Below are 21,440 nucleotides of genomic sequence, written 5' to 3' on the forward strand. Positions count from 1 at the left end.
CGTCGGCCCGCCCCCGCCCGCCCGCCCGCGCACGGTGCGCGGCGGTCACGCGTTCAGCGGGTACGAGTGCCGTCCCGTCGCCTCGTCGATCTCTCCGTGGGCCTTCTGGAGCAGCTGGCCCGCGAGGTCCATCAGGGCCCGCGCCCCGGCGATCTCCTCACCGACCCGCAACTGCTCCGGGTCGGACGGGTGCCGCATCGCGTAGCCGCGCGCCCTGACCTCGGAACCGTCGGCGAGCCTCAGCAGGGCCGCCGAGTTCGTGCGGTGGCCGTCCTCCGTGAACTCCATCTCGACGTGCCAGCCTGCGAGTGTGGGCATGGCGGATCACCTCCACAGTGCCGTGCGCCTCTCCCCCCAGCCTGCTCCTCCCGCCCCGCTAGGGCCAGTCGACCATGGCGGCGAAGACCAGCACGTTCAGCACCACGGCCCCCGGCGCCGCCAGCGCCAGCGCGAGGCGCCGCCCCCGGTAGCCGTGGTTCCGGGGCAGCGCCCAGCAGGCCACGAGCAGGAGCAGTACGAGGACCAGCCCGCTCGTGAACACCGTCCACGCGGGCCCGAAGCTCGCGTCGAAGCGGTCCGAGGCCGCGTCCGCGCAGGAGTCGCAGGCCATCGGGGAGAGCCCCGCGAAGAACAGGGTGACGGCGGCGGCCGGCAGCGTCAGCAGGGTGGAGAGGAGCGGCGCGACGTACGCGCGGCGGTCACGCTCGGGGATGTCCATGTCCCCCACTCAAGCGGGACGGCGAAGGGCCGGCATGAGTGTCCGTACTCATCCCGGCCCGCGCACCGCACTCAGCGCACTCGGCGCACTCAGCGGGTCTCGCGCAGCCAGCCCGCGACCTCGGTCGCCCAGTAGGTGAGGATCGTGTCGGCGCCCGCCCGCTTGATGCCGAGCAGGGCCTCCAGGATCGCCCGGTCGCGCTCGATCCAGCCCTTCTCGGCCGCCGCCTCGATCATCGCGTACTCGCCGCTGATCTGGTACGCGGCCACCGGGACGTCCACGGCCTGCGCGACCCGGTGGAGGATGTCCAGGTACGGACCGGCGGGCTTGACCATGACCATGTCGGCGCCCTCCTCCAGGTCCAGCGCCAGCTCGCGCAGGGACTCGCGGGCGTTCGCCGGGTCCTGCTGGTAGGTCTTGCGGTCGCCCTGGAGGCTGGATCCGACGGCCTCGCGGAAGGGCCCGTAGAAGGCGGAGGAGTACTTGGCCGTGTAGGCGAGGATCGAGACGTCCTCGTGGCCCGTCTCGTCGAGGGCGTCGCGGATGACGCCGACCTGGCCGTCCATCATGCCGCTGGGGCCCACCACGTGGACGCCCGCGTCGGCCTGGACCTGCGCCATCTCCGCGTACCGCTCCAGCGTGGCGTCGTTGTCGACGCGGCCGTGCTCGTCGAGGACCCCGCAGTGGCCGTGGTCGGTGTACTCGTCCAGGCACAGGTCGGACATGATGACGAGGTCGTCGCCGACCTCGGCCTTCACGTCGCGGATCGCGACCTGGAGGATGCCGTCGGGCTCGGTGCCCGCCGTGCCGAGCGCGTCCTTGTTCTCGTCGGCCGGGACGCCGAAGAGCATGATCCCCGAGACCCCCGCCTCGACCGCCTCCACGGCGGCCTTCCGCAGCGTGTCCCGGGTGTGCTGGACCACGCCCGGCATCGCCGAGATCGGCAGCGGCTCGGAGATCCCCTCCCGGACGAACGCCGGGAGGATCAGGTCCGAGGGGTGCAGCCGGTACTCCGCGACCATCCGCCGCATGGCCGGGGTGGTGCGCAGCCGGCGGGGCCGGGAGCCGGGGAAGGATCCGTACGCGCTCATTCTCAGTCGCCTCTTCGAGCATCGACAGCAGTCCCCCCAAGCCTAGGGGCCCGCCGTCCGCACCCCGAACTCGCACCACACGGCCTTGCCGGGCATCCGCGGCGTCACCCCCCACCGGTCCGCGACCCCGGCCACGAGCAGCAGCCCCCGCCCGCCCTCGGCCCCCGGATCCCGGTCCGCGATCCGGGGCCGCCCGCCCCCGCTGTCGTGCACCTCGGCCCGGACGGCCCCGTCGAAGAGCATCAGCCGCACCCGGTAGTAGCGGCCGGGCGGCACCCCGTGCAGCAGGGCGTTGGTCGCCAGCTCGCTCACGCAGAGCAACAGGTCGTCCCGGCGGGATGTGACACCCCACGCGTGCAATGTCTCCGCCGTGAACTCCCTGGCAGGGCGGACGGATTGGGGGCTGCGGGGGAAGTACCGCTCACGCAGCAGGGCCGGATGGATTTCCACGTTCACGGGACGATCGTCGCGGTGCGTGACTAGCGTGGCGGAGACGAAGAACCCGTACTCCTTCATGAGTACGGGTTGGTACCGGTATCTCGCATGCGTACGTGGGGAGTTCACAGGTATGCCACCACGCAAAAAGCCCCGGCCGAACGAGACGGCGATGAAGATGGTCGGCGCGCAGGTCGCCACCGCCCGCGTCGCCAACGGAATGACCCAGCGCACCTTCGCGGAAGCGCTGCATGTGGACGAAGAAACCGTCGCCTCGATCGAGCAGGGCAGGCGGGTCCTCATGCCCAACGTCGCCGAGAAGATGGACCGCGTCCTGGGCCTTCCCGGCCTCCTGGCGGTCGCGGCGAACAGGATGCCGGAGGTCGACATGATCCCCGCCTGGGCGGAGGAGTACATGGAGCGGGAACGGGAGGCTCTGGCCCTGTCCTGGTACGACACCTTGACCGTTCCGGGTCTGCTCCAGACCGAGAACTACGCCCGCGCGGTACTCGGCTGCCGCGTGCCGTTCGTCGGCGAGGAAAAGATAGAGCGCCAGACCGCTCACCGCATCCAGCGCCAGAAGATCCTCACCCGCCCCGTTCCTCCGACGCTCAGCTTCATCGTCTGGGAGGCACCCCTCCGGGACCTCATCGGTGGCGTCGAGGTCTACCGGGAGCAGCTGCGCCATCTGCGCGCTTGCGCCGATCAACCAACCATCTCGCTCCAGGTGCTGCCCCTCGGCATCACTTCGCACGCGGGCCTCGATGGCTCCTTCATCCTGCTGGAAACACCTGAGTTCCAGCACCTCGCGTACTCAGAAACCCAACGCGGCAGCTTCCTCGTGCGCGACCCGAACGAGGTCAGCATCCTCTCCCAGAAGTATGCGATGCTGCGGTCACAGGCCCTCAACTTCGCAGAGACGAAGGACCTGTTGGACCGGTTGCTAGGAGAGTCATGAGCACCCCACTGAAGTGGTTCAAGTCCAGCTACAGCGGCAGCGAAGGCGGCGCCTGCGTCGAGGTCGCCACCTGCGAGTGCGCCGACACCGTCCACGTCCGGGACTCCAAAGTCACCGACGGCCCGACACTCACCCTCGCCCCCGCCGCCTGGGGCACCCTCACCCGTTGGGTTCGTTCCTGACCTTCCACCGCCACAGCCCGTCCGGCCGGGTGTCGTGTCCGAACTCCGGGCCCAGTGGGCCCACCCGGGCGTAGGCCTCCGGCGTCCGGGGGTCGTCCCGTAGGGCCAGGCCGTAGGCGGCGCTGAGCCGGACGTCCTGCTCCTCCGCGTCGAGGAGTTCCGCCAGCGCCTCCGTGATCTCCGGCGAGTGGTCGTCGCCGCGGGCGGTGGCGTACACGGCCCGGCGGCGGACCTCCGGGTCCCCGTCCCCGAGCAGGGCGAGCAGCACCGCCCTGTCCGGCTCCCGGAGCTCCTCCCCGCCCAGCACCCCGGCGGCAGCCACCCGTACCCCCGCGTCGGGGTCCCGGGCCAGGCCGCACACCGAGCGGGTCGTCTCCGGGTCCAGCGGCCGGTCGAACATCCACGGCACCCGGCTCCGCACCCGGGGGTCCGGATGCCCGGCGTACCGCAGCCCGAAGGCCCGCGCCTGCGGGAGGTCCTCCTCGGTCACCAGCCGGAGCACCAGCGCCAGTACCCCGCCGTCCCGTTCCGTGGCGGCCCAGCCGGGAAGCAGCTCGGCGCGCCGCTTCTCGTACCAGGGAGCGTGGTCCATGACGCCGGACATCAGCCTGCCCAGGCCCAGGAAGTCGGCGACGAACGCCCGGTACGCGGGCGAGGGGTGCTGGTGGAAGGCCACCACCTCCCGCCACGTCTGCGCACTCCGCCGCAACAGCAGCACCCATCGGGCCGCCGACCGGTCGACGTGTTCTTCGGCCCCCTCGCCGTCCGCGTACCGCACGGCCCGCTCCATCAGCTCCCCGACCGGGGTCAGGATCCGGTGGCGCCACTCCAGCTGGGTCAGGACGGCCCCGTGCCCGCCCCGTACGGTCCGCCCGCCGAGGGTCACCTCCTCGACGCGGTCTTCCGTGCCGTCCCGCACCCACCGGGTGTCCGCAGGCCCTTCCGCCCCCGTCAGCCGCCGCAGCTCCCCCTCCGCGCCCCGCTCGTACCACCAGCGGGCCGCGACCAGCAGCCGGTCGCGCTCCGCCTCCGGCAAGGGCGTGCTGCGCGTGTCGAGGAACGCCGACACCACCGCAGGGGAGCCGCCCTCGACGGCCCGCAGCATCGGGGTCGTACCGTCCGGCAGCAGCCGGTCCGGGTCCGCGCCGGCCTCCACCAGCGCCTCGACGGTCTCCACCGCGTACGCGGCGACCGCCGCGCAGAGCACCGGCAGCCCGTCCTCCCCCGCCGCGTCGGGGTCCGCGCCCGCCTCCAGAAGGTCCCCTGCCGCCTCCGCGTCACCGGCGGCCACCGCGTCCACCAGCCGGGCGTCCAGCTCCGTCATCGGTCCCCCCTCGTCCGGCGGCGATCCTCGCCGTACGGAGGCCTGCGGACAACCGGATTACCCCCGGGAGCGGGAACGACAACGGCGAAGGGGCCCGGGTGCGCTGTGCACCCGGGCCCCTTCGCCGTGTCCCGTAACGGGCCGACCCCGTCTAAGCCGCTCACGTCGTGCGACGGCGACGGGCGCCCGGGCGGCGTTCGCTCGGGCGGGAGACCGTCTCGCCGGCCTCCTTCGCGGCCTCGCGGCGGGCCTCGCCGTACGCGGCGAGCGCCTCCGCCAGCTTGCCCACGCTCGGCTCCGGCGACAGCACGTCCACGCGCAGGCCGTGCTCCTCCGCCGTCTTGGCGGTGGCCGGGCCGATGCAGGCGATGACGGTCACGTTGTGCGGCTTGCCCGCGATGCCGACCAGGTTACGGACGGTCGAGGACGAGGTGAAGAGCACGGCGTCGAAGCCGCCGCCCTTGATCGCCTCACGGGTGTCGGCCGGCGGCGGCGACGCGCGCACGGTCCGGTAGGCCGTGACGTCGTCGACCTCCCAGCCCAGCTCGATCAGACCGGCCACCAGGGTCTCGGTGGCGATGTCGGCGCGCGGCAGGAAGACGCGGTCGATCGGGTCGAAGACCGGGTCGTAGGGCGGCCAGTCCTCCAGCAGCCCGGCGGCCGACTGCTCGCCGCTCGGCACCAGGTCCGGCTTGACGCCGAACTCGACCAGCGCGGCGGCGGTCTGCTCGCCGACCGCGGCGACCTTGATGCCCGCGAAGGCGCGCGCGTCGAGCCCGTACTCCTCGAACTTCTCCCGCACCGCCTTGACCGCGTTGACGGAGGTGAAGGCGATCCACTCGTAGCGGCCGGTGACCAGGCCCTTGACCGCCCGCTCCATCTGCTGCGGGGTGCGCGGCGGCTCCACGGCGATGGTCGGCACCTCGTGCGGCACCGCGCCGTAGGAACGCAGCTGGTCGGAGAGCGAAGCGGCCTGCTCCTTGGTGCGCGGTACGAGGACCCGCCAGCCGAACAGCGGCTTCGACTCGAACCAGGCCATCTCCTCGCGCCGCGCGGCGGCGCCCTGCTCACCGACCACGGCTATGACGGGCCGCGCGCCCTCGGGGGAGGGGAGCACCTTGCCCTGCTTGAACACCTGGGCGATGGTGCCCAGGGTCGCGCTCCAGGTCCGCTGGCGGGTCGTCGTACCGCCCACGGTGACCGTCAGCGGGGTCTCCGGCTTGCGGCCGGCCGACACCAGCTCGGCGGCGGCGGCGGAGACGGTCTCCAGGGTCGCGGTGACGACGACGCTGCACTCGCTGGTGCCCACCTCGCTCCAGCAGCGCTGCGAGGCGTGCCGGGCGTCGACGAAGCGGACGTCGGCGCCCTGCTCGCCGCGCAGCGGCACACCCGCGTAGGCGGGCACGCCGACGGCGGTGGCGACACCGGGCACCACCTCGAAGGGGATGCCCTCGTGGGCGCAGGCCAGCATCTCGGAGGCGGCGTTCCCGTCGAGCCCCGGGTCGCCGGTGACGGCACGGACGACCCGCCTGCCGGAGCGCGCGGCCTCCATGACAAGATTGGCGGCGTCGCGGATCACCGGGACCCCGGCGGCGGCTGACAGTTCGTCAGCGACCGTCAGCTGCGGCGTGTCGACGCCCGCGCGCGCGTGGGTCCGTACGACGTCGAGCACCTCTGGCTCGGCGATCAGTACGTCCGCGGCGACGAGCGCCTCCACGGCGCGCAGCGTCAGCAGACCCGGGTCGCCGGGGCCGGCACCGAGGAAGGTGACGAGCCCGTGCGCGGCGACGGCCGGAAAAGCGGAGGTGGTGGGGCTTGAGGGGTTCAAAGGGATCGCTCCCCCATCAGACCGGCCGCGCCCTTGGCCAGCATCTCGTCCGCGAGTTCGCGGCCGAGCGCCATGGCCTCGTCGTACGACTGGGGCACGGGACCGGTGGTGGACAGCTGCACCAGCGTGGTTCCGTCGAGGGTTCCGACGACGCCGCGCAGGCGCATTTCATTGACAATCTCCCCGTCGGCCAGAAGGTCGGCGAGCGCGCCCACGGGGGCGCTGCAGCCGGCCTCCAGGGCGCCGAGCAGGGACCGCTCCGCGGTCACGGCGGCCCGGGTGTGCGGGTCGTCGAGCTCACCGAGTGCGGCGACGAGCTCCGTGTTGGACGCGAGGCACTCCACGGCCAGGGCACCCTGGCCGGGCGCGGGCAGCATGTTGTCGACCGACAGCAGGTCGGTCGCCTCGTCGCCACGGCCGATCCGGTTCAGTCCGGCGGCGGCGAGCACGACGGCGTCGAGCTCCCCGTCGCGCACGAACCCGATGCGGGTGTCGACGTTGCCGCGGATCGCGACGGTCTCGATGCGCTTGCCCAGGCTGCGGGCGTACGCGTGCAGCTGCGCGGTGCGGCGCGGCGAGCCGGTGCCCACGCGGGCGCCGTCGGGCAGCTGCTCGAGGGTCAGGCCGTCCCGTGCCACGAGCGCGTCGCGCGGGTCCTCCCGCTTGGGCATGGCCGCGATGACCAGCTCGTCGGGCTGCGTGGTCGGCAGGTCCTTCAGCGAGTGCACGGCGAAGTCGACCTCGCCGCGGACCAGTGCGTCGCGCAGCGCGGTGACGAACACCCCGGTGCCGCCGATCTGGGCGAGGTTCTCGCGGGACACGTCACCGTAGGTCGTGATCTCCACGAGCTCCACCGGGCGGCCGGTGACCGCCCGGACCGCCTCGGCGACGTGCCCGGACTGGGACATGGCCAGCTTGCTGCGCCGCGTGCCGAGCCTGAGGGGCTGGTCGGGACGTGTGTTCATGATGCCCGTCCTGGGTCGTCGTCGTTCTTCGGATCGGCCGCGTCCGCCCGGCTGACGGATTCCACCGTCTGAGGGTCGAGGTCGAAGAGTTCGCGCAGCGCTTCGGCGTACCCGGCGCCGCCGGGTTCGCTCGCGAGCTGCTTGACGCGCACGGTCGGCGCGTGGAGGAGCTTGTCGACGACGCGGCGCACGGTCTGGGTGACCTCGGCCCGCTGCCGCTCGTCGAGGTCGGGTACCCGCCCGTCGAGCCGTGCCACCTCCATGGCGACGACCTCGGCGGCCATCGCCCGCAGGGCGACGACGGTGGGGGTGATGTGCGCGGCGCGCTGGGCGGCGCCGAAGGCGGCCACCTCGTCCGCGACGATCGTGCGCACGGCGTCGACGTCGGCCGCCATCGGGGCGTCGGCCGAGGCCTCGGCGAGGCTCTCGATGTCGACGAGGCGCACCCCGGGGATCCGGTGCACGGCGGCGTCGATGTCGCGGGGCATGGCCAGGTCGAGCAGCGCGAGCCGCACGGCCGTGCCGGCGACGCTGCTGCGGACCGTCCGGCGGGGCTGCCGCTGTGCGGCGGCCTCGCCCTGGTCGGCCCAGGTGCCGTGCAGTTCGAGGGAGGTGGCGTCGACCCCGGTCAGCGCGGAGCGGCCGTCCCCGGCGGGGGCGTCGAGGCCCAGGGGGCAGCCGTCGGGTTCGGCGGTGGCCGGCGCGGGGACGATGGTCCGCGCGGCCCCGGCGTCGGCGAGCCGCCGCCCGGCCTCGGCGGCGGCCACGAGCCGCGCGACGACCTCGGCGTCGGCCACGGCGACGGCCGTCCGCGCGCCGTCACCGGCGCCGGGCCCGTGCGTCGCCGCACCTGCCGCGCCCGCTCCGGGGCCCTGGGCCACGGCTCCGGCGGTGGCCGGCCCGGTCCCGGCGGAGCCGTCGGCCGTGCCCGTGGCCGGGGCCCGTCCTTCCGGTCCCGCCGGGGAGGGCGCCTCGGGGCCGCCCTCCACCGCGCGCGCCACGTCGTCGCCGGTCAGGACCAGCCCGGTCGCCCCCGTGCAGGAGACGACCACGTCAACACGTGTCAGTTCGTCGGTGACGGCGCCCATCGTCACGGCCCGCGCCGCGACACCGGTGCCCGAGGCAACCAGAATCTCGGCGAGACGTTCCGCCCGCTCCGCGGTCCGGTTGGCCACGACGATCTCGGCGACCCCCACCCGCGCGAGCGTCGCGGCGGCCAGCGAGGACATCGACCCGGCGCCGATCACCAGGGCCCGCTTGCCCGCGGCCCACTCGCCGACGGGCACCGCGTGCCCGGCGAGCTGCTCCAGCCCGAAGGTCACCAGCGACTGTCCGGCCCGGTCGATCCCGGTCTCGGAGTGCGCCCGCTTGCCGACGCGCAGCGCCTGCTGGAAGAGGTCGTTGATCAGCCGGCCGGCCGTGTGGAGCTCCTGGCCCAGCGCGAGCGCGTCCTTGATCTGGCCGAGGATCTGGCCCTCGCCGACGACCATGGAGTCCAGCCCGCACGCCACCGAGAACAGGTGGTGCACCGCCCGGTCCTCGTAGTGGACGTACAGGTACGGGGTGAGCTCCTCCAGCGCGACCCCGCTGTGCTGGGCCAGCAGCGTGGACAGCTCGGCGACACCGGCGTGGAACTTGTCCACGTCGGCGTACAGCTCGATCCGGTTGCAGGTGGCGAGCACGGTGGCCTCGGCCGCCGGCTCGGCGGCCAGCGTGTCGTGCAGCAGCTTGACCTTGGCGTCGGCGGACAGCGAGGCCCGCTCCAGCACGCTGACGGGCGCGCTGCGGTGGCTGAGGCCCACGACGAGCAGACTCATGCCGGCATCACCGCCGGGACGTCACCCTCGGGTCCGCCCTTGCGCGCGGCCGCGGCGGCCCGGCCGGCCGGCGGCTCGACGGCGGCGGCGGGCGCGGCGCCCGTACCCGTACCGGTACCCGCGGGGGCAGCCGTGGCCGCACCCGCGCCCATACCGGCGTCGGCGGCGTCCGTGCCCGCGGCGGCCGCTTCCTCGCCGGCCTTGCGCTGCTCGTGGAAGGCCAGGATCTGGAGCTCGATCGACAGGTCGACCTTGCGGACGTCCACGCCGTCGGGGACGGACAGCACGGTCGGCGCGAAGTTCAGGATGGAGGTGACCCCGGCGGCGATGAGCCGCTCGCTCACCTGCTGCGCGGCGCCGGCCGGGGTCGCGATGACCCCGATCGAGACGCCGTTCTCCTCGATGATCTTCTCCAGGTCATCGGTGTGCTGGACGGGCATGCCGGCGACCGGCTTCCCGGCCATCGCGGGGTCGGCGTCGATCAGCGCGGCCACGCGGAACCCGCGGGAGGCGAAACCGCCGTAGTTGGCGAGCGCGGCGCCGAGGTTGCCGATGCCGACGATGACGACCGGCCAGTCCTGGGTCAGGCCGAGTTCGCGGGAGATCTGGTAGACGAGGTACTCGACGTCGTAGCCGACGCCCCGCGTCCCGTAGGAACCGAGGTACGAGAAGTCCTTGCGCAGCTTCGCCGAGTTGACCCCGGCGGCGGTCGCGAGCTCTTCGGAGGACACCGTGGGCACCGATCGCTCGGAGAGCGCGGTGAGGGCGCGCAGGTACAGCGGAAGCCGGGCGACAGTGGCCTCGGGAATACCTCGGCTGCGGGTCGCCGGTCGGTGAGTTCGGCCAGTTGCCACGATGCTCCTGCGGGATGAGCGGGGCTGCAGGCGGCCACTTGTCCCAGGACCGCCCCGTCGAGTGCAGGCTATGTCTTTGTGAACGCGTGCACAAAGATTGTGTCCGCTTTGTCCGAGCAAAGTGACCGGGGTCACGCGGGTCGGGCAAGGAAGACGGGAACCGGGAACGGGCCGAACCCGTTCAAATCCCGAGGGGGGCAAAGCGGTACACACTCCTCATCAATACGCCCCCGAGTCCCCATAAATCGCCCATGATGGTAACCGCCGGAGCGGTCAGGCTCCCAATGCCCGTCGCAGCCGGTCGGGGTTCACCCTCCAGAAGGTGTGCTGCTCGCCGTCGATCAGCACCACCGGAATCTGCTCCCAGTGCAGCCGGTAGAGCTCCTCGTCCTGCGAGATGTCCTTCTTCTCCCACTGCGCGCCCGTCTCGGCGCAGATCGATTCGATGACCTCCTGGGCGTCGTCACACAGATGGCACCCCGGCTTCCCGATGAGCGTGACCATCCGCTCCCCGGGACGCTTCTTTTCCTTACGGCGCAGCAAAGGACTCATGCCCTCATTGTCCCGCGCCGTGCCGCGGTGCCCGAAGAGTTAACCGCTCCGTTTCCCGGCGGTTCGGGAACTCCCGAACACAGTGGCTATGCTCGCGTCATGGCCGCTCTGGGATGGCTCACCCCCCGTAGGCGCTCCGCGACCGCGCGGAGCGTGCTGGCAGGCGAGGCCTCGGCCGAGGCCGCCCGCAAGACCGCGCAGGCCGAGGCCCCACCTCATACGACACCGCCGCAGGACGAGGCCGAGCAAGCCCTCCCGGCGGCCTCCGCCGTGCCCGCGACGGACACCCCGGAGAGCGCCCCCGAGCCGGAGTTCCCCGTTCCGGGCGACGACCTGGCCGCCGCCTTCTTCGACCTCGACAACACCGTCATGCAGGGCGCCGCGATCTTCCACTTCGGCCGCGGCCTCTACAAGCGCGAGTTCTTCCGCCGCCGCGAACTGGCCCGCTTCGCCTGGCAGCAGGCCTGGTTCCGGCTCGCCGGGGTCGAGGACCCCGACCACATGCAGGACGCCCGCGACAGCGCCCTGTCCATCGTCAAGGGCCACCGGGTCTCGGAGCTGATGTCCATCGGCGAGGAGATCTACGACGAGTACATGGCCGAGCGGATCTGGCCCGGTACCCGCGCCCTCGCCCAGGCCCACCTCGACGCCGGCCAGAAGGTGTGGCTGGTCACCGCCGCGCCCGTGGAGACGGCCACGATCATCGCCCGCCGCCTGGGCCTGACCGGAGCCCTGGGCACCGTCGCGGAGTCCGTGGACGGCGTGTACACCGGCCGCCTGGTCGGCGAACCCCTGCACGGCCCCGCCAAGGCCGAGGCGGTGCGCGCGCTGGCCGCCGCCGAGGACCTGGACCTCGCCCGCTGCGCCGCGTACAGCGATTCGCACAACGACATCCCGATGCTGTCGCTGGTCGGACATCCGTACGCGATCAATCCCGACACAAAACTGCGCAAGCACGCCCAGGCCAACGACTGGCGGCTGCGCGACTATCGGACCGGCCGCAAGGCCGTGAAGGTCGGCGTCCCGGCCGCCGCGGGAGTCGGCGCGATCGCAGGTGGCGCGGCCGCCGCCATCGCCCTGCACCGCCGCCGCAAGTAACGGCACCGGGCCCCGGCCCGGCCACGGGCCCCGCCGCACCCAACCGCCCACCCTTACCCGCGCCGTCGGCGCGGCACTCCGGCCTGCCCGAGTCGGTCGCGAGCCAGCGTGGAAGCGTCCATTCCGCGCACCCATCCGATCAAGAATCGATCACCAACCAGGCCTGAATATGCCCTGGACACGCAACAGAAGTGTCGGAACCGGTGATTTCAGCAACTGGGTGTAGCGCTGCCTGTACGAAGCGTTATTCTCCTCAAACGCATGCCACCGCCCATCTGTCGCCACGACGGGTGAACGGTCCCGCACTGCACGTGATGGAAGCTCTGCCTCTGGGAGTCCCGTGTACCCACCTGTCGGGGTTGACGCCTCGGGCCTGGCTACGCTGCGCGCAACGGTCCTCGACCACCTGCGCGGCTTCGTCCCCACCGCGTACGCCGTCCCCGCCCTCGCCGCCGCGGTCCCTGCCGGCCTCGGCCCGGCCGGTCCTTGCTACGCCCTGACCGACGGCGGGGCGACGGTGGGCAGACGAGGTCGGACGGGCGCGAGCCCCGCCGGCACCGCAGCCGGCACCGCACCCGCCGCCCGCCGCCCCACCGCGGACAGCGACCAGGCCCGCATGATGGACCTGGTCGAACGCGCCCAGGCCGGCGAGGCCGAGGCCTTCGGCCGCCTCTACGACCAGTACAGCGACACGGTGTACCGCTACATCTACTACCGCGTCGGGGGCAAGGCGACCGCGGAGGACCTCACCAGTGAGACCTTCCTGCGCGCGCTGCGCCGCATCTCCACCTTCACCTGGCAGGGCCGCGACTTCGGCGCCTGGCTGGTGACCATCGCGCGGAACCTGGTGGCGGACCACTTCAAGTCCAGCCGCTTCCGCCTGGAGGTCACCACCGGCGAGATGCTCGACGCCAACGAGGTCGAGCGCAGCCCCGAGGACTCCGTGCTGGAGTCCCTCTCCAACGCGGCCCTGCTCGAAGCCGTGCGGAAACTCAACCCCCAGCAGCAGGAGTGCGTGACCCTGCGCTTCCTGCAGGGCCTCTCGGTCGCCGAGACGGCCCGGGTGATGGGGAAGAACGAGGGCGCCATCAAGACGCTCCAGTACCGGGCGGTCCGCACCCTGGCCCGCCTGCTCCCGGACGACGCCCGCTGAGCCGCCCCCTCCGTCCCCCCGCCCCCACACCTCCCCCACGCCCGGCGGACCACCGATCCCCTCCGCCGGACCCCGCAGTAACGACAACCCGACGCCTACTCCCGGTGACCCCTCGATGACGCTGTGGTCCGATCATCCTTCGTCCGTAACCCAAGTGCCGCGCCGCTCGTTGTGCGGGATGCAGGCTCCCTGTGGACATGCCCTGCCCGAAGCCGCTCACCCGAAAGTGTGGATGTGCTCAAGGAAGGCAACCTTCCGGACAGCTTGGGGAGTCGATCGTCATGACGAGAGGAGGTGCCGCCAGTGATCGCGAACGTTACTCCGCACCGGCGGGCGAACGCCTTCGCCCAGGCCCTGGAGGATCGGACCCCGTCCGACCTTTCGGAACCGGACCCGGCGGCCGAGCAGTCCGAGGCACCTGCCGAACCTGCCGACCACGACCGGTTGTTGGCCCTGGCGAGCGTGCTCGGCGAAAGAATGCCGCGCCCGGTGCTGGACCCCGAGGTCAAAGTGGTGCAACGAGCCCAGCTCGTCGCCGCCATGGAGGCCATGGTGATGGAGGAGAGGGCCGGGGGCGGTGCCGCCGAGGACCCTCTGGTGCCCGAGCAGCGGACCGGCCGCGGCGCCCACCGGGCGACCTCGCTCCGGAAATTGCGGCCCCGCTCCCGCTGGTCCAAGGGCATCGCAGCGGGGGGCCTCACCGTGGGTGTGGCCGCAGGGGCCTTCAGCGGAGTGGCCGCTGCCAGCACCGACGCCCTGCCCGGTGACTCCCTCTACCCCGTCAAGCGGGGCATGGAGGACCTGAAGCTGGGCATGGCCGACGAGGACGCGGACCGGGGCGAGCTCTACCTGGACCAGGCCTCGAACCGGCTGTCGGAGGCGCGCCGGCTCATGGAGCGCGGCCGTTCGGGCCCGCTGGACCACGAGGTGCTGGGCGCGATCCGCCGGGCCCTCGCGGGCATGAAGCACGACGCCGCCGAAGGCCACCGGCTGCTCCAGGCGGCGTACGAACGGGACGGATCACTCGGCCCGATCCAGACGCTGTCCTCGTTCTCCCGCTCGCACCGCGACGCGTGGGGCAGGCTCCGGGACAAGCTCCCGGCGCAGCTCAACGACGTCGGGGGCGAGGTCGAATCGGTGTTCCAGGCCATAGACGAAGACGTGGCGCCGCTCCAGGGACTGCTCCCCAAGCCCCCGGAACAGACGCGCGGCTCGGGCGCGCCCGCCAAAACGCCCAGCAGTCCGGCGGCGGGCAAGCAGCAGACCCCGCCCCAACCGGGCGCCCCCTCCCAGGCGGCGCCCCAGGCCACCCCCAGCCCCTCCGGCAGCCGGCCCCCGGCCCCCGGTGCGGGCGGCCTCCTGGGCGGCGCCGGCGACCTGCTCCACCCCCCGGCCCCGGGCCAGTCCGCCCCGCCCTCCTCGGCGACCCCGGACCAGCCGAAGCCGGACATCACCCTCCCGCCGCTCCTCCCGGGCCTCCTCCCGGGCCTGGGCATCAACGCGGAGGACGCCGGCCAGTAGCCGACGCGACAGCGGGGGCCGCGCACCGCGCGACCCCCGCTTCGTCCTGCCGCCGTTCAAGCGCGCCGGCTCAGAAGAACACCGAACGCCGCTGCACCAGCAGCTTGTACAGGGTGTGCTGGATCTGCTCCCGGACCTGGTCCGTGAGGTTGAACATCAGCATCGGGTCCTCCGCCGCCTCCGGCGCGTACCCGTCCGTCGGGATCGGCTCCCCGAACTGGATCGTCCACTTCGTCGGCAGCGGCACCGCGCCCAGCGGCCCCAGCCACGGGAACGTCGGCGTCACCGGGAAGTACGGCAGCCCCAGCAACCGCGCCAGCGTCTTCGCGTTGCCGATCATCGGATAGATCTCCTCCGCGCCCACGATCGAACACGGCACGATCGGAGTACCCGCCCGCAGCGCCGTCGAGACGAAACCGCCCCGACCGAACCGCTGCAGCTTGTACCGCTCGCCGAACGGCTTCCCTATCCCCTTGAAGCCCTCCGGCATCACCCCGACCAGCTCCCCGGCCTCCAGGAGCCGCTGCGCGTCCTCCGCGCAGGCCAGCGTGTGCCCGGCCTTGCGGGCGACCTCGTTGACCACCGGCAGCATGAACACCAGGTCCGCCGCCAGCAGCCGCAGGTGCCGCTCCGCGGGATGCCGGTCGTGCACGGCCACCTGGAGCATCAGCCCGTCCAGCGGGACCGTCCCCGAGTGGTTCGCCACGATCAGCGCACCACCCTCCTTGGGGATGTTCTCGATGCCCTTGACCTCCACCCGGAAGTATTTGTCGTACAGCGGCCGCAGCAGGGACATCAGGACCTGGTCCGTCAGTTCCTTGTCGTAGCCGAAGTCGTCGACCTCGTACTCCCCGGTGATCCGTCGCCGCAGGAACGCCAGCCCGCCCGCGATCCGCCGGTCCCAGCCGTCACCGGCCCCCGCCGCAGCCGGCTCGGAGCCGGACCCGACGGCGGACTCCACCGGCTCCACCGGGTCCGCCGGCTCCAGCGGATCGGGCACCGCCCGTACCTTCCGGACCGCGCCGCGCCGGCGCGGCCGGTCCTCGTCGAACGGGATGACCTTCGCGTCCGCCACTATCGCTTCGCTCCCTCGTCCACACCGGCACCCACATCCAGGCCCTCCACCTTCAGCACGGCCGCCGCCCGCCGCACGGCCCGGTCCACCCGCTCCGGGGGCAGCAGCCCGCTCCCGCGGCTGCGCGCGAAGTCGGCGAAGGTCTCCACGGTCGTGTACATCGGCCGGAACCCCAGGGTGTCCCGCATCTGCGAGGTCTCCACGACCCGGCCGTGGGTCAGCAGCCGGATCTGCTCCGGGGAGAAGTCCGTCACCCCGACCGCGCGCAGCGCCGACCCCACCCACGTCACCGCGGGCAGCAGCAGCGGCACCGTCGGCCGCCCCAGCCGCCTCGAGCACTGCGACAGCAGCAGCACCCCGTCCCCCGCGATGTTGAACGTGCCGCTGTTCAGCGTCCCCCGCCGCGGCTCCCCCGCCGCCAGCCGGAGCACCTCCACCACGTCGTCCTCGTGGACGAACTGCAGCCTCGGGTCGTAGCCCAGCACCGTCGGCATCACCGGCATCGAGAAGTACTCCGCCAGCGCCGAATCCGCGAACGGCCCCAGGATGTTCGCGAAGCGCAGCACGCACACCGCCACGTCCGGCCGTCGGCGCGCGAAGCCCCGTACGTATCCCTCGACCTCCGCCGCGTCCTTCGCGAAGCCGGCGCCCGGCAGGGACTTCGGCTGGGTGGTCTCGGTGAAGACGGCCGGGTCCCGGGAGGTGCCCCCGTACACGCTGGTGCTCGACTTCACCACGAGCCGTCGTACCGTCGGCGACTTCTGGCAGGCCCCGAGGAGCTGCATCGTCCCGATGACGTTCGTTTCCTTGACGGCGCTGCGCCCGCCCGGGGCGCCCGCGGCGCCGCCCGTGACGGCCAGGTGGACCACCGTGTCCACGGCGTGCTCGGCGAGCACGCGGGCAATGGCCGACTGCCTGATGTCCGTCCGCACGAACTCGGCCGAGCCGAGCCGGTGCGGCGGGCTCACCGCGTCGACCGCGATGACCCGTTCCACCTCCGGGTCGCGCTGGATGCGCCGTACGAAGCGGCCTCCCAGCTGCCGGGCAGCCCCGGTGACGAGCACGACCTTGCCCACGAGCTCAGCGCCTCCCTCGAAGAAGTACCCCGGCTGCACCGCAGCCCCTCCACCAAGGATGGTGGAGGGGCTGCGGAGAACACGTACAGCTGCCGTTTACTTCTTGTTACGGCGCTGGACGCGGGTGCGCTTGAGCAGCTTGCGGTGCTTCTTCTTAGCCATCCGCTTGCGCCGCTTCTTGATAACAGAGCCCACGACTACCCTCGCTCACTTCTCTTCATTCGGTGCGGGGCGTCGGGGCCCACACGACCTACGTCGGCCTAGCCTACCGTCCCGAGCTCTGAGCTTGTAATCCGAGGGCCTGCGGGGGTCTGTCTCAGGCTGATTCCACCCCCACATAGGACTCCCGGAGGTACTCGTGGACCGCGTTCTCGGGGACCCGGAAGGACCGGCCCACCCGGATTGCGGGCAGATGACCGTTGTGCACCAGCCGGTACACGGTCATCTTCGACACTCGCATCACCGAGGCGACCTCCGCCACGGTCAGGAACTGAACCTCACTGAGAGGCCTCTCGCCAGCAGCCATGACACACCTTGACCTTCCGCGCATGACGGGCACCGGCTTCCCCTCCGGTTACTCCTCGTCGTCGCACGCTCACTCCCAGAGTAGGGGCGTGTGATACGAGTGGGGAAGAGGAGCTACGGCCACTCCTGACGCCCCGCCAGCCGCGCACGGCGCAGGACGTACCGGGCGAGCGGATCGTAGTGCTCCGAGCGCGCCCCGTCATCAAGCGGAACGCTCACCGCGACCCGCCCCTCGGCCTCCCCGACGAACAACGCGGGATCATCCGCATCGGCCAGCCCGATCGCATCCACACCGAGCTGACCTGCGCCGCAGACCCACCCGTGATCCCCCACCACCAGTTCCGGCAGCGGCCCCCCGGCCTCCGCCAGCGCCCCCAGAGCGATCCGAACCGGCAGCGGCGAATGGGAGTGCACGCCGGTCGCACTCCCGGCCCGCCGCGCGCCGGGTTCCCGCACCAGTGCGACTCCCCGTACGTAATCGATCCGGTACGGGCGTACGCCGAACCGGGTCGCCATGTCGACTCCGACCCCCTGCGCCGGGGTGAGGACATCACATCCCGCCGCCGACAGCGCCCCGGCCAAAGCGGCGTAGAACCCCAGGAGGCGGTGCGGATGACCCGTCCCGAACAGCACGGGCGACCGCGCCCCGGCCGCCGCGCCCAACCGCTCCGCGAAGGCCCCCAGGGCCGCCACCGTCAGCTCCGGATCGATCACGTCCGGCCCGCTGACGTGCGCCGGATCCGCCGAGACCCCGCACTTGGCCGCCATCAGCCGCAGCAGCTCGCCCTCACCCCAGCCCCGCTCCGGGTCCAGCCCCAGAAGCACCCGCGGATCCCCCGCCGCGAACAGCCGGTAACGACGCAGGCTCGACTCCCTCGACGTGGCGACGGGCCCGGCCAGCCGGGCTGCCAGCAGATGCGCACGCAACGCGCCGGTGCTCAACACCCTCCGATGCTGCCGCACCCTTTCTGGCGCATCATCAGTTCCCGCGAACAGCCCCACAGTCGGCGTAATGATGCATCGTCACACGAGCATCCCGCGCAACGGGAACACCGCCCTGCGCGTCGCCAGAACGGCCTGATCCGTCGCGTCCGCGGGATCGTAACCGGCGTCCCAGTCCCGCCACCGCGCGTCACGGCCGTCCGTCATCCGCGCCGGCCCCGGCTGCCGCGTCCGCGCGTACACCTGGTCGAGCCACTCCCGCGGGACCGCCGCCGCCGGATCCACCGGCCGGTGCGCCGCGATCCCCACCAGGTGCGTCCACGACCGCGGTACGACGTCCACCACCGCGTACCCGCCGCCGCCCAGCGCCAGCCACCGCCCGCCCGCGTACTCGTGCGCCAGCCGGTGGCAGGCCTCCTGCACCGCCCGCTGCGCGTCCAGCGACACCGCCAGATGGGCGAGCGGGTCCTCGAAGTGCGTGTCGGCCCCGTGCTGGGTCACCAGCACCTGCGGCCGGAAGTCCGCCAGCAGCTCCGGCACCGTCGCGTGGAAGGCCCGCAGCCAGCCCTCGTCACCCGTCCCGGCGGGCAGCGCCACGTTCACCGCGGACCCCTCGGCCGCCGCGCCGCCCGTCTCCTGCGGCCAGCCCGTCTGCGGGAACAGCGTCCGCGGGTGCTCGTGCAGCGACACCGTCATCACCCGCGGATCGTCCCAGAACGCCGTCTGCACGCCGTCCCCGTGATGGACGTCCACGTCGACGTACGCCACCCGTTCGGCCCCCAGCTCCAGCAGCCGCGCGATGGCCAGGGCCGCGTCGTTGTACACGCAGAACCCGGCCGCACCGCCCGGCATCGCGTGGTGCAGCCCGCCCGCGAAGTTCACCGCGTGCTCCGCCTCACCGGCCCAGAGCGCCTCCGCCCCCGCCACCGACTGCCCCGCGATCAGCGCCGAGGCCTCGTGCATCCCCGGGAACGCCGGATCGTCCACCGTCCCGAGCCCGTACGAACCGTCGGCCGCACCCGGGTCGGCCGACACCTCGCGCACCGCGGCCACGTAGTCCTCGCGGTGCACCAGCCGCAGCGTCGAATCGCCGGCCGCCGGGGCCGCCCGCACCTCCATCGCCCGGTCCAGCCCGAAGGCGCGCACCAGGCCCATGGTCAGCGCCAGGCGCACCGGGTCCATCGGATGGCTCGGTCCGAAGTCATACCCCGTTACCGCCTCGTCCCACATCAACAGCCCGGTCACCGGCTCGCCGCTCATGCCCGACACCGTATCGGGCCCGCTGCGGACCGAACGAGCGGGCCTGGGAGAGCGTGACCAGCACGAGCAGCATCGGTACGACCATCGCCCCCCGGTAGCTCCAGGCGTCCCCGATCCCGCCGACGAGCGGCGAACCGATCAGGAAACCGACGTAGTTGAAGATGTTCAGCCGCGCGACGGCCGTGTCCGAAGCCCCCGGGAAGAGCCGTCCCGCGGCCGCGAAGGTCTGCGGCACGATCACGCACAGCCCGATGCCCAGCAGCGTGAACCCGAGCATCCCCGTCCACGCCCCGGGCGCGGCGGCCACCACCGCGAACCCGCCGGCCGCCACCACCGTCCCGCTCCGCACCACGGCCACCGCCCCGAACCGGCGCACCCCGAGGTCGCCCACGGCCCGCCCGATCAGGGTCGTCACCATGTACACGTTGTACGGGACCGTCGCCAGCTGCTCCGAGCTGCCCAGCACGTCCTGGAGGTACTTGGCACTCCAGTTCGCCACCGTCGAGTCCCCGATGTACGCGCACGCCATCACCAGGCACAGCGGCAGCAGCAGCTTGCCGCCCCCGGCCGGCCACCCCTCGGCCGCCTCCCCGGCCCCGCCGGCCGCCGCGTCCACGTAGAACCGGCTGCCCACCACCACCATCGGCAGCAGCACCACCACGGCCGGCAGGTACCCGGTGAACAGCGCCAGGTGCCAGTGCGCGCCCGCCCAGGCCGCCGAGGCCCCCAGGATCCCGCCGAGGCTGTACGCGGCGTGGAACCCGAGCATGATGCTGCGCCCGTACGCCCGCTGGAGGCTCACTCCCAGCATGTTCATCGAGGCGTCCAGCGCCCCGACCGCCAGCCCGAACACCCCCAGGGCCACGGCGACGTGCCACATCCGGGTACCGGCCCCGACGCCGAGCAGTGCCAGCAGCACGACGGGCTGGGCCCACCGCAGCACCGTGCTCGGCGCGATCCGTTTCACCAGGTGCTCGGTGGCGACGCTGGAGACCCCGGCGAGGATCGGCACGGCGGCGAGGAAAGCGGGCAGCAGCCCGTCGGATATCCCGTACTGGTCCTGGATGGCCGGGATCCGGGTCACCAGCAGGGCGAAGGCGACGCCCTGCGCGAAGAAGCCGAACCCGAGCGCGCCCCGCCCGCGCCGCAGCCGCACGTCAACTGTCATGGCGGCACAGCGTAGGCCCCCCACTTACCGGTGGGTAGAGAGATCACACACCCAATCCGAGCAGGGCGGAGAGCTCCTTCATCTCACCGAAGTAGCCGGTGGCCCCGGGGAGGGCGGCGGCGGGGTTCATCGAGGTGTACGCGAGGACGTCCATCCCCGCGGCCCGCGCGGCCTCCACCCCGAGCGGACTGTCCTCGACCACCACGCACCGCGCGGGCGCGACGCCCATCATGTCGGCGGCGTGCAGGAACAGGTCCGGCGCCGGCTTGCCCCGCCCCACGTCCTCCGCACTGAAGATCCACTCTTCCTCGAACCACTCCCCGAGGTCCGTGCTGCGGTGTCCGACCCGGATCCGCTCGTGGGTCCCGGAGGAGGCCAGGCAGTACGGCACCCCCTGCGCGGACAGCTCGGCCAGCACCTCGGTGACCCCGGGGACGGGCTTCAGCTCCCGCGCGAACCCGGCGGAGATCCGTTCCTGCAGGGTGTGGTCGAACTCCTCGGGCAGCCGCTGCCCGGTCCGTTCGAAGACCAGGTCGTGCACCCGGTGCACCGCCGCCCCCATGTAGTCCCGCAGGGACTCCTCGTAGGTGGTGGGGTGCCCGATCTCCGTCAGGTACGCGGACAGGATGGAGTTGGCGAGCGGCTCGCTGTCCACGAGGACGCCGTCGTTGTCGAAGATGACCAGCTCATAGCCCATCCACCCAGCGTACGAGCGACCGGCGCGGGTTCCCGGCAACCCCGTGCGGGTAAACGGTGGAACCGACGGTTGACCCGCCGCCGGCCTGCCCGGGGCGAACGGGCTGACCGGGCCGTAAACGCAGAAAAGCCCCGCACCATAAGGTGCGGGGCTTTCCCACAATGATTGTTCGGCGGCGTCCTACTCTCCCACAGGGTCCCC

Annotated in this window: 23 protein-coding genes; 5 read left to right on the forward strand and 18 right to left on the reverse strand. The window is 72.5% G+C overall.

The window, feature by feature from the left end; genetic code table 11:
* Positions 1-45: 45 nt before the first annotated feature.
* The 4 genes from ABZW32_RS10425 to ABZW32_RS10440 form a co-directional block, all read right to left on the reverse strand.
* Positions 46-318, reverse strand: coding sequence for a DUF1876 domain-containing protein (locus ABZW32_RS10425; protein ID WP_356213909.1), 273 nt, complete (start codon positions 316-318; stop codon positions 46-48).
* Positions 319-376: 58 nt separating this feature from the next.
* A complete protein-coding gene (locus tag ABZW32_RS10430; RefSeq protein ID WP_356213911.1) occupies positions 377-718 on the reverse strand; it encodes a hypothetical protein in 342 nt (113 codons plus the stop codon).
* 89 nt (positions 719-807) lie between these two features.
* A complete protein-coding gene (gene hemB, locus ABZW32_RS10435) occupies positions 808-1,809 on the reverse strand; it encodes a porphobilinogen synthase (RefSeq protein WP_356213912.1) in 1,002 nt (333 codons plus the stop codon).
* A gap of 42 nt (positions 1,810-1,851) precedes the next feature.
* Positions 1,852-2,259, reverse strand: a complete 408-nt coding sequence (locus ABZW32_RS10440; RefSeq protein ID WP_280920430.1) for an ATP-binding protein — start codon at positions 2,257-2,259, stop codon at positions 1,852-1,854.
* 157 nt (positions 2,260-2,416) lie between these two features.
* Here ABZW32_RS10440 and ABZW32_RS10445 point away from each other — a divergent pair, with 157 nt between their 5' ends.
* Together ABZW32_RS10445 and ABZW32_RS10450 are read left to right on the forward strand one after the other, a co-directional pair.
* A complete protein-coding gene (locus tag ABZW32_RS10445; RefSeq protein WP_356213914.1) occupies positions 2,417-3,202 on the forward strand; it encodes a helix-turn-helix transcriptional regulator in 786 nt (261 codons plus the stop codon).
* Positions 3,199-3,384 carry a DUF397 domain-containing protein gene (locus ABZW32_RS10450; RefSeq protein ID WP_356213916.1) on the forward strand — a complete coding sequence of 62 codons (186 nt, stop codon included), beginning with the start codon at positions 3,199-3,201 and terminating at the stop codon, positions 3,382-3,384. Before ABZW32_RS10445 ends, ABZW32_RS10450 begins: the two co-directional genes overlap by 4 nt.
* On the opposite strand, the gene ABZW32_RS10455 is transcribed toward ABZW32_RS10450, so the two are convergent.
* From ABZW32_RS10455 to ABZW32_RS10480, 6 genes are all read right to left on the reverse strand, one after another.
* Positions 3,362-4,708, reverse strand: a complete 1,347-nt coding sequence (locus ABZW32_RS10455) for a HEAT repeat domain-containing protein (protein WP_356213918.1) — start codon at positions 4,706-4,708, stop codon at positions 3,362-3,364. The genes ABZW32_RS10450 and ABZW32_RS10455 overlap by 23 nt on opposite strands.
* A gap of 160 nt (positions 4,709-4,868) precedes the next feature.
* Complete coding sequence (locus tag ABZW32_RS10460; RefSeq protein WP_356213920.1) at positions 4,869-6,536, reverse strand: uroporphyrinogen-III synthase; 1,668 nt, start codon at positions 6,534-6,536, stop codon at positions 4,869-4,871.
* On the reverse strand, positions 6,533-7,501 hold the full coding sequence (gene hemC, locus ABZW32_RS10465) for a hydroxymethylbilane synthase (protein ID WP_356213922.1): 969 nt from the start codon (positions 7,499-7,501) through the stop codon (positions 6,533-6,535). Before hemC ends, ABZW32_RS10460 begins: the two co-directional genes overlap by 4 nt.
* Positions 7,498-9,318, reverse strand: coding sequence for a glutamyl-tRNA reductase (locus ABZW32_RS10470; RefSeq protein ID WP_356213924.1), 1,821 nt, complete (start codon positions 9,316-9,318; stop codon positions 7,498-7,500). Before ABZW32_RS10470 ends, hemC begins: the two co-directional genes overlap by 4 nt.
* Positions 9,315-10,172 carry a redox-sensing transcriptional repressor Rex gene (locus ABZW32_RS10475; RefSeq protein ID WP_356213926.1) on the reverse strand — a complete coding sequence of 286 codons (858 nt, stop codon included), beginning with the start codon at positions 10,170-10,172 and terminating at the stop codon, positions 9,315-9,317. Before ABZW32_RS10475 ends, ABZW32_RS10470 begins: the two co-directional genes overlap by 4 nt.
* A 273-nt stretch (positions 10,173-10,445) precedes the next feature.
* Complete coding sequence (locus tag ABZW32_RS10480; protein ID WP_030232201.1) at positions 10,446-10,724, reverse strand: glutaredoxin family protein; 279 nt, start codon at positions 10,722-10,724, stop codon at positions 10,446-10,448.
* A 99-nt stretch (positions 10,725-10,823) separates the two neighbouring features.
* On the opposite strand from ABZW32_RS10480, the gene ABZW32_RS10485 reads away from it, so the two are divergent.
* The 3 genes from ABZW32_RS10485 (at position 10,824) to ABZW32_RS10495 (ending at position 14,496) form a co-directional block, all read left to right on the forward strand.
* Entirely contained in the window at positions 10,824-11,822 is a 999-nt protein-coding gene (locus ABZW32_RS10485) for an HAD-IB family hydrolase (RefSeq protein WP_356213928.1), read from the forward strand.
* A gap of 340 nt (positions 11,823-12,162) precedes the next feature.
* Positions 12,163-12,975: an ECF subfamily RNA polymerase sigma factor, BldN family gene (locus tag ABZW32_RS10490; protein WP_356213930.1), complete on the forward strand. Its 813-nt coding sequence runs from the start codon at positions 12,163-12,165 to the stop codon at positions 12,973-12,975.
* Positions 12,976-13,278: 303 nt separating this feature from the next.
* Complete coding sequence (locus tag ABZW32_RS10495) at positions 13,279-14,496, forward strand: DUF5667 domain-containing protein (protein ID WP_356213932.1); 1,218 nt, start codon at positions 13,279-13,281, stop codon at positions 14,494-14,496.
* A 70-nt stretch (positions 14,497-14,566) separates the two neighbouring features.
* Here the strand turns inward: ABZW32_RS10495 and ABZW32_RS10500 are convergent, their stop codons facing one another.
* The 8 genes from ABZW32_RS10500 to ABZW32_RS10535 all read right to left on the reverse strand — a co-directional run bounded on the left by ABZW32_RS10500 (position 14,567) and on the right by ABZW32_RS10535 (position 21,239).
* Positions 14,567-15,571 carry a lysophospholipid acyltransferase family protein gene (locus ABZW32_RS10500; RefSeq protein WP_356213934.1) on the reverse strand — a complete coding sequence of 335 codons (1,005 nt, stop codon included), beginning with the start codon at positions 15,569-15,571 and terminating at the stop codon, positions 14,567-14,569.
* The gene (locus ABZW32_RS10505) at positions 15,571-16,647 is read right to left on the reverse strand and encodes an NAD-dependent epimerase/dehydratase family protein (protein ID WP_356213951.1); all 1,077 of its coding nucleotides are present in this window, start codon (positions 16,645-16,647) and stop codon (positions 15,571-15,573) included. Before ABZW32_RS10505 ends, ABZW32_RS10500 begins: the two co-directional genes overlap by 1 nt.
* Before the next feature lie 96 nt (positions 16,648-16,743).
* On the reverse strand, positions 16,744-16,842 hold the full coding sequence (locus ABZW32_RS10510; protein ID WP_003948845.1) for an AURKAIP1/COX24 domain-containing protein: 99 nt from the start codon (positions 16,840-16,842) through the stop codon (positions 16,744-16,746).
* A gap of 121 nt (positions 16,843-16,963) precedes the next feature.
* Positions 16,964-17,173 (reverse strand): helix-turn-helix domain-containing protein, encoded by a 210-nt coding sequence (locus ABZW32_RS10515; RefSeq protein ID WP_008738568.1) that lies wholly within the window; start codon positions 17,171-17,173, stop codon positions 16,964-16,966.
* Positions 17,174-17,286: 113 nt separating this feature from the next.
* The gene (locus ABZW32_RS10520) at positions 17,287-18,117 is read right to left on the reverse strand and encodes a phosphatase (RefSeq protein WP_356213936.1); all 831 of its coding nucleotides are present in this window, start codon (positions 18,115-18,117) and stop codon (positions 17,287-17,289) included.
* A gap of 78 nt (positions 18,118-18,195) precedes the next feature.
* Positions 18,196-19,344 (reverse strand): acetoin utilization protein AcuC, encoded by a 1,149-nt coding sequence (locus ABZW32_RS10525; protein WP_356213953.1) that lies wholly within the window; start codon positions 19,342-19,344, stop codon positions 18,196-18,198.
* Positions 19,316-20,542 (reverse strand): MFS transporter, encoded by a 1,227-nt coding sequence (locus ABZW32_RS10530; RefSeq protein ID WP_356213938.1) that lies wholly within the window; start codon positions 20,540-20,542, stop codon positions 19,316-19,318. Before ABZW32_RS10530 ends, ABZW32_RS10525 begins: the two co-directional genes overlap by 29 nt.
* 43 nt (positions 20,543-20,585) lie before the next feature.
* Complete coding sequence (locus ABZW32_RS10535) at positions 20,586-21,239, reverse strand: HAD family hydrolase (protein WP_356213940.1); 654 nt, start codon at positions 21,237-21,239, stop codon at positions 20,586-20,588.
* Positions 21,240-21,440: the final 201 nt, after the last annotated feature.

The organism is Streptomyces sp. NPDC004667 (genome assembly GCF_040609475.1).
Lineage (GTDB): Bacteria > Actinomycetota > Actinomycetes > Streptomycetales > Streptomycetaceae > Streptomyces.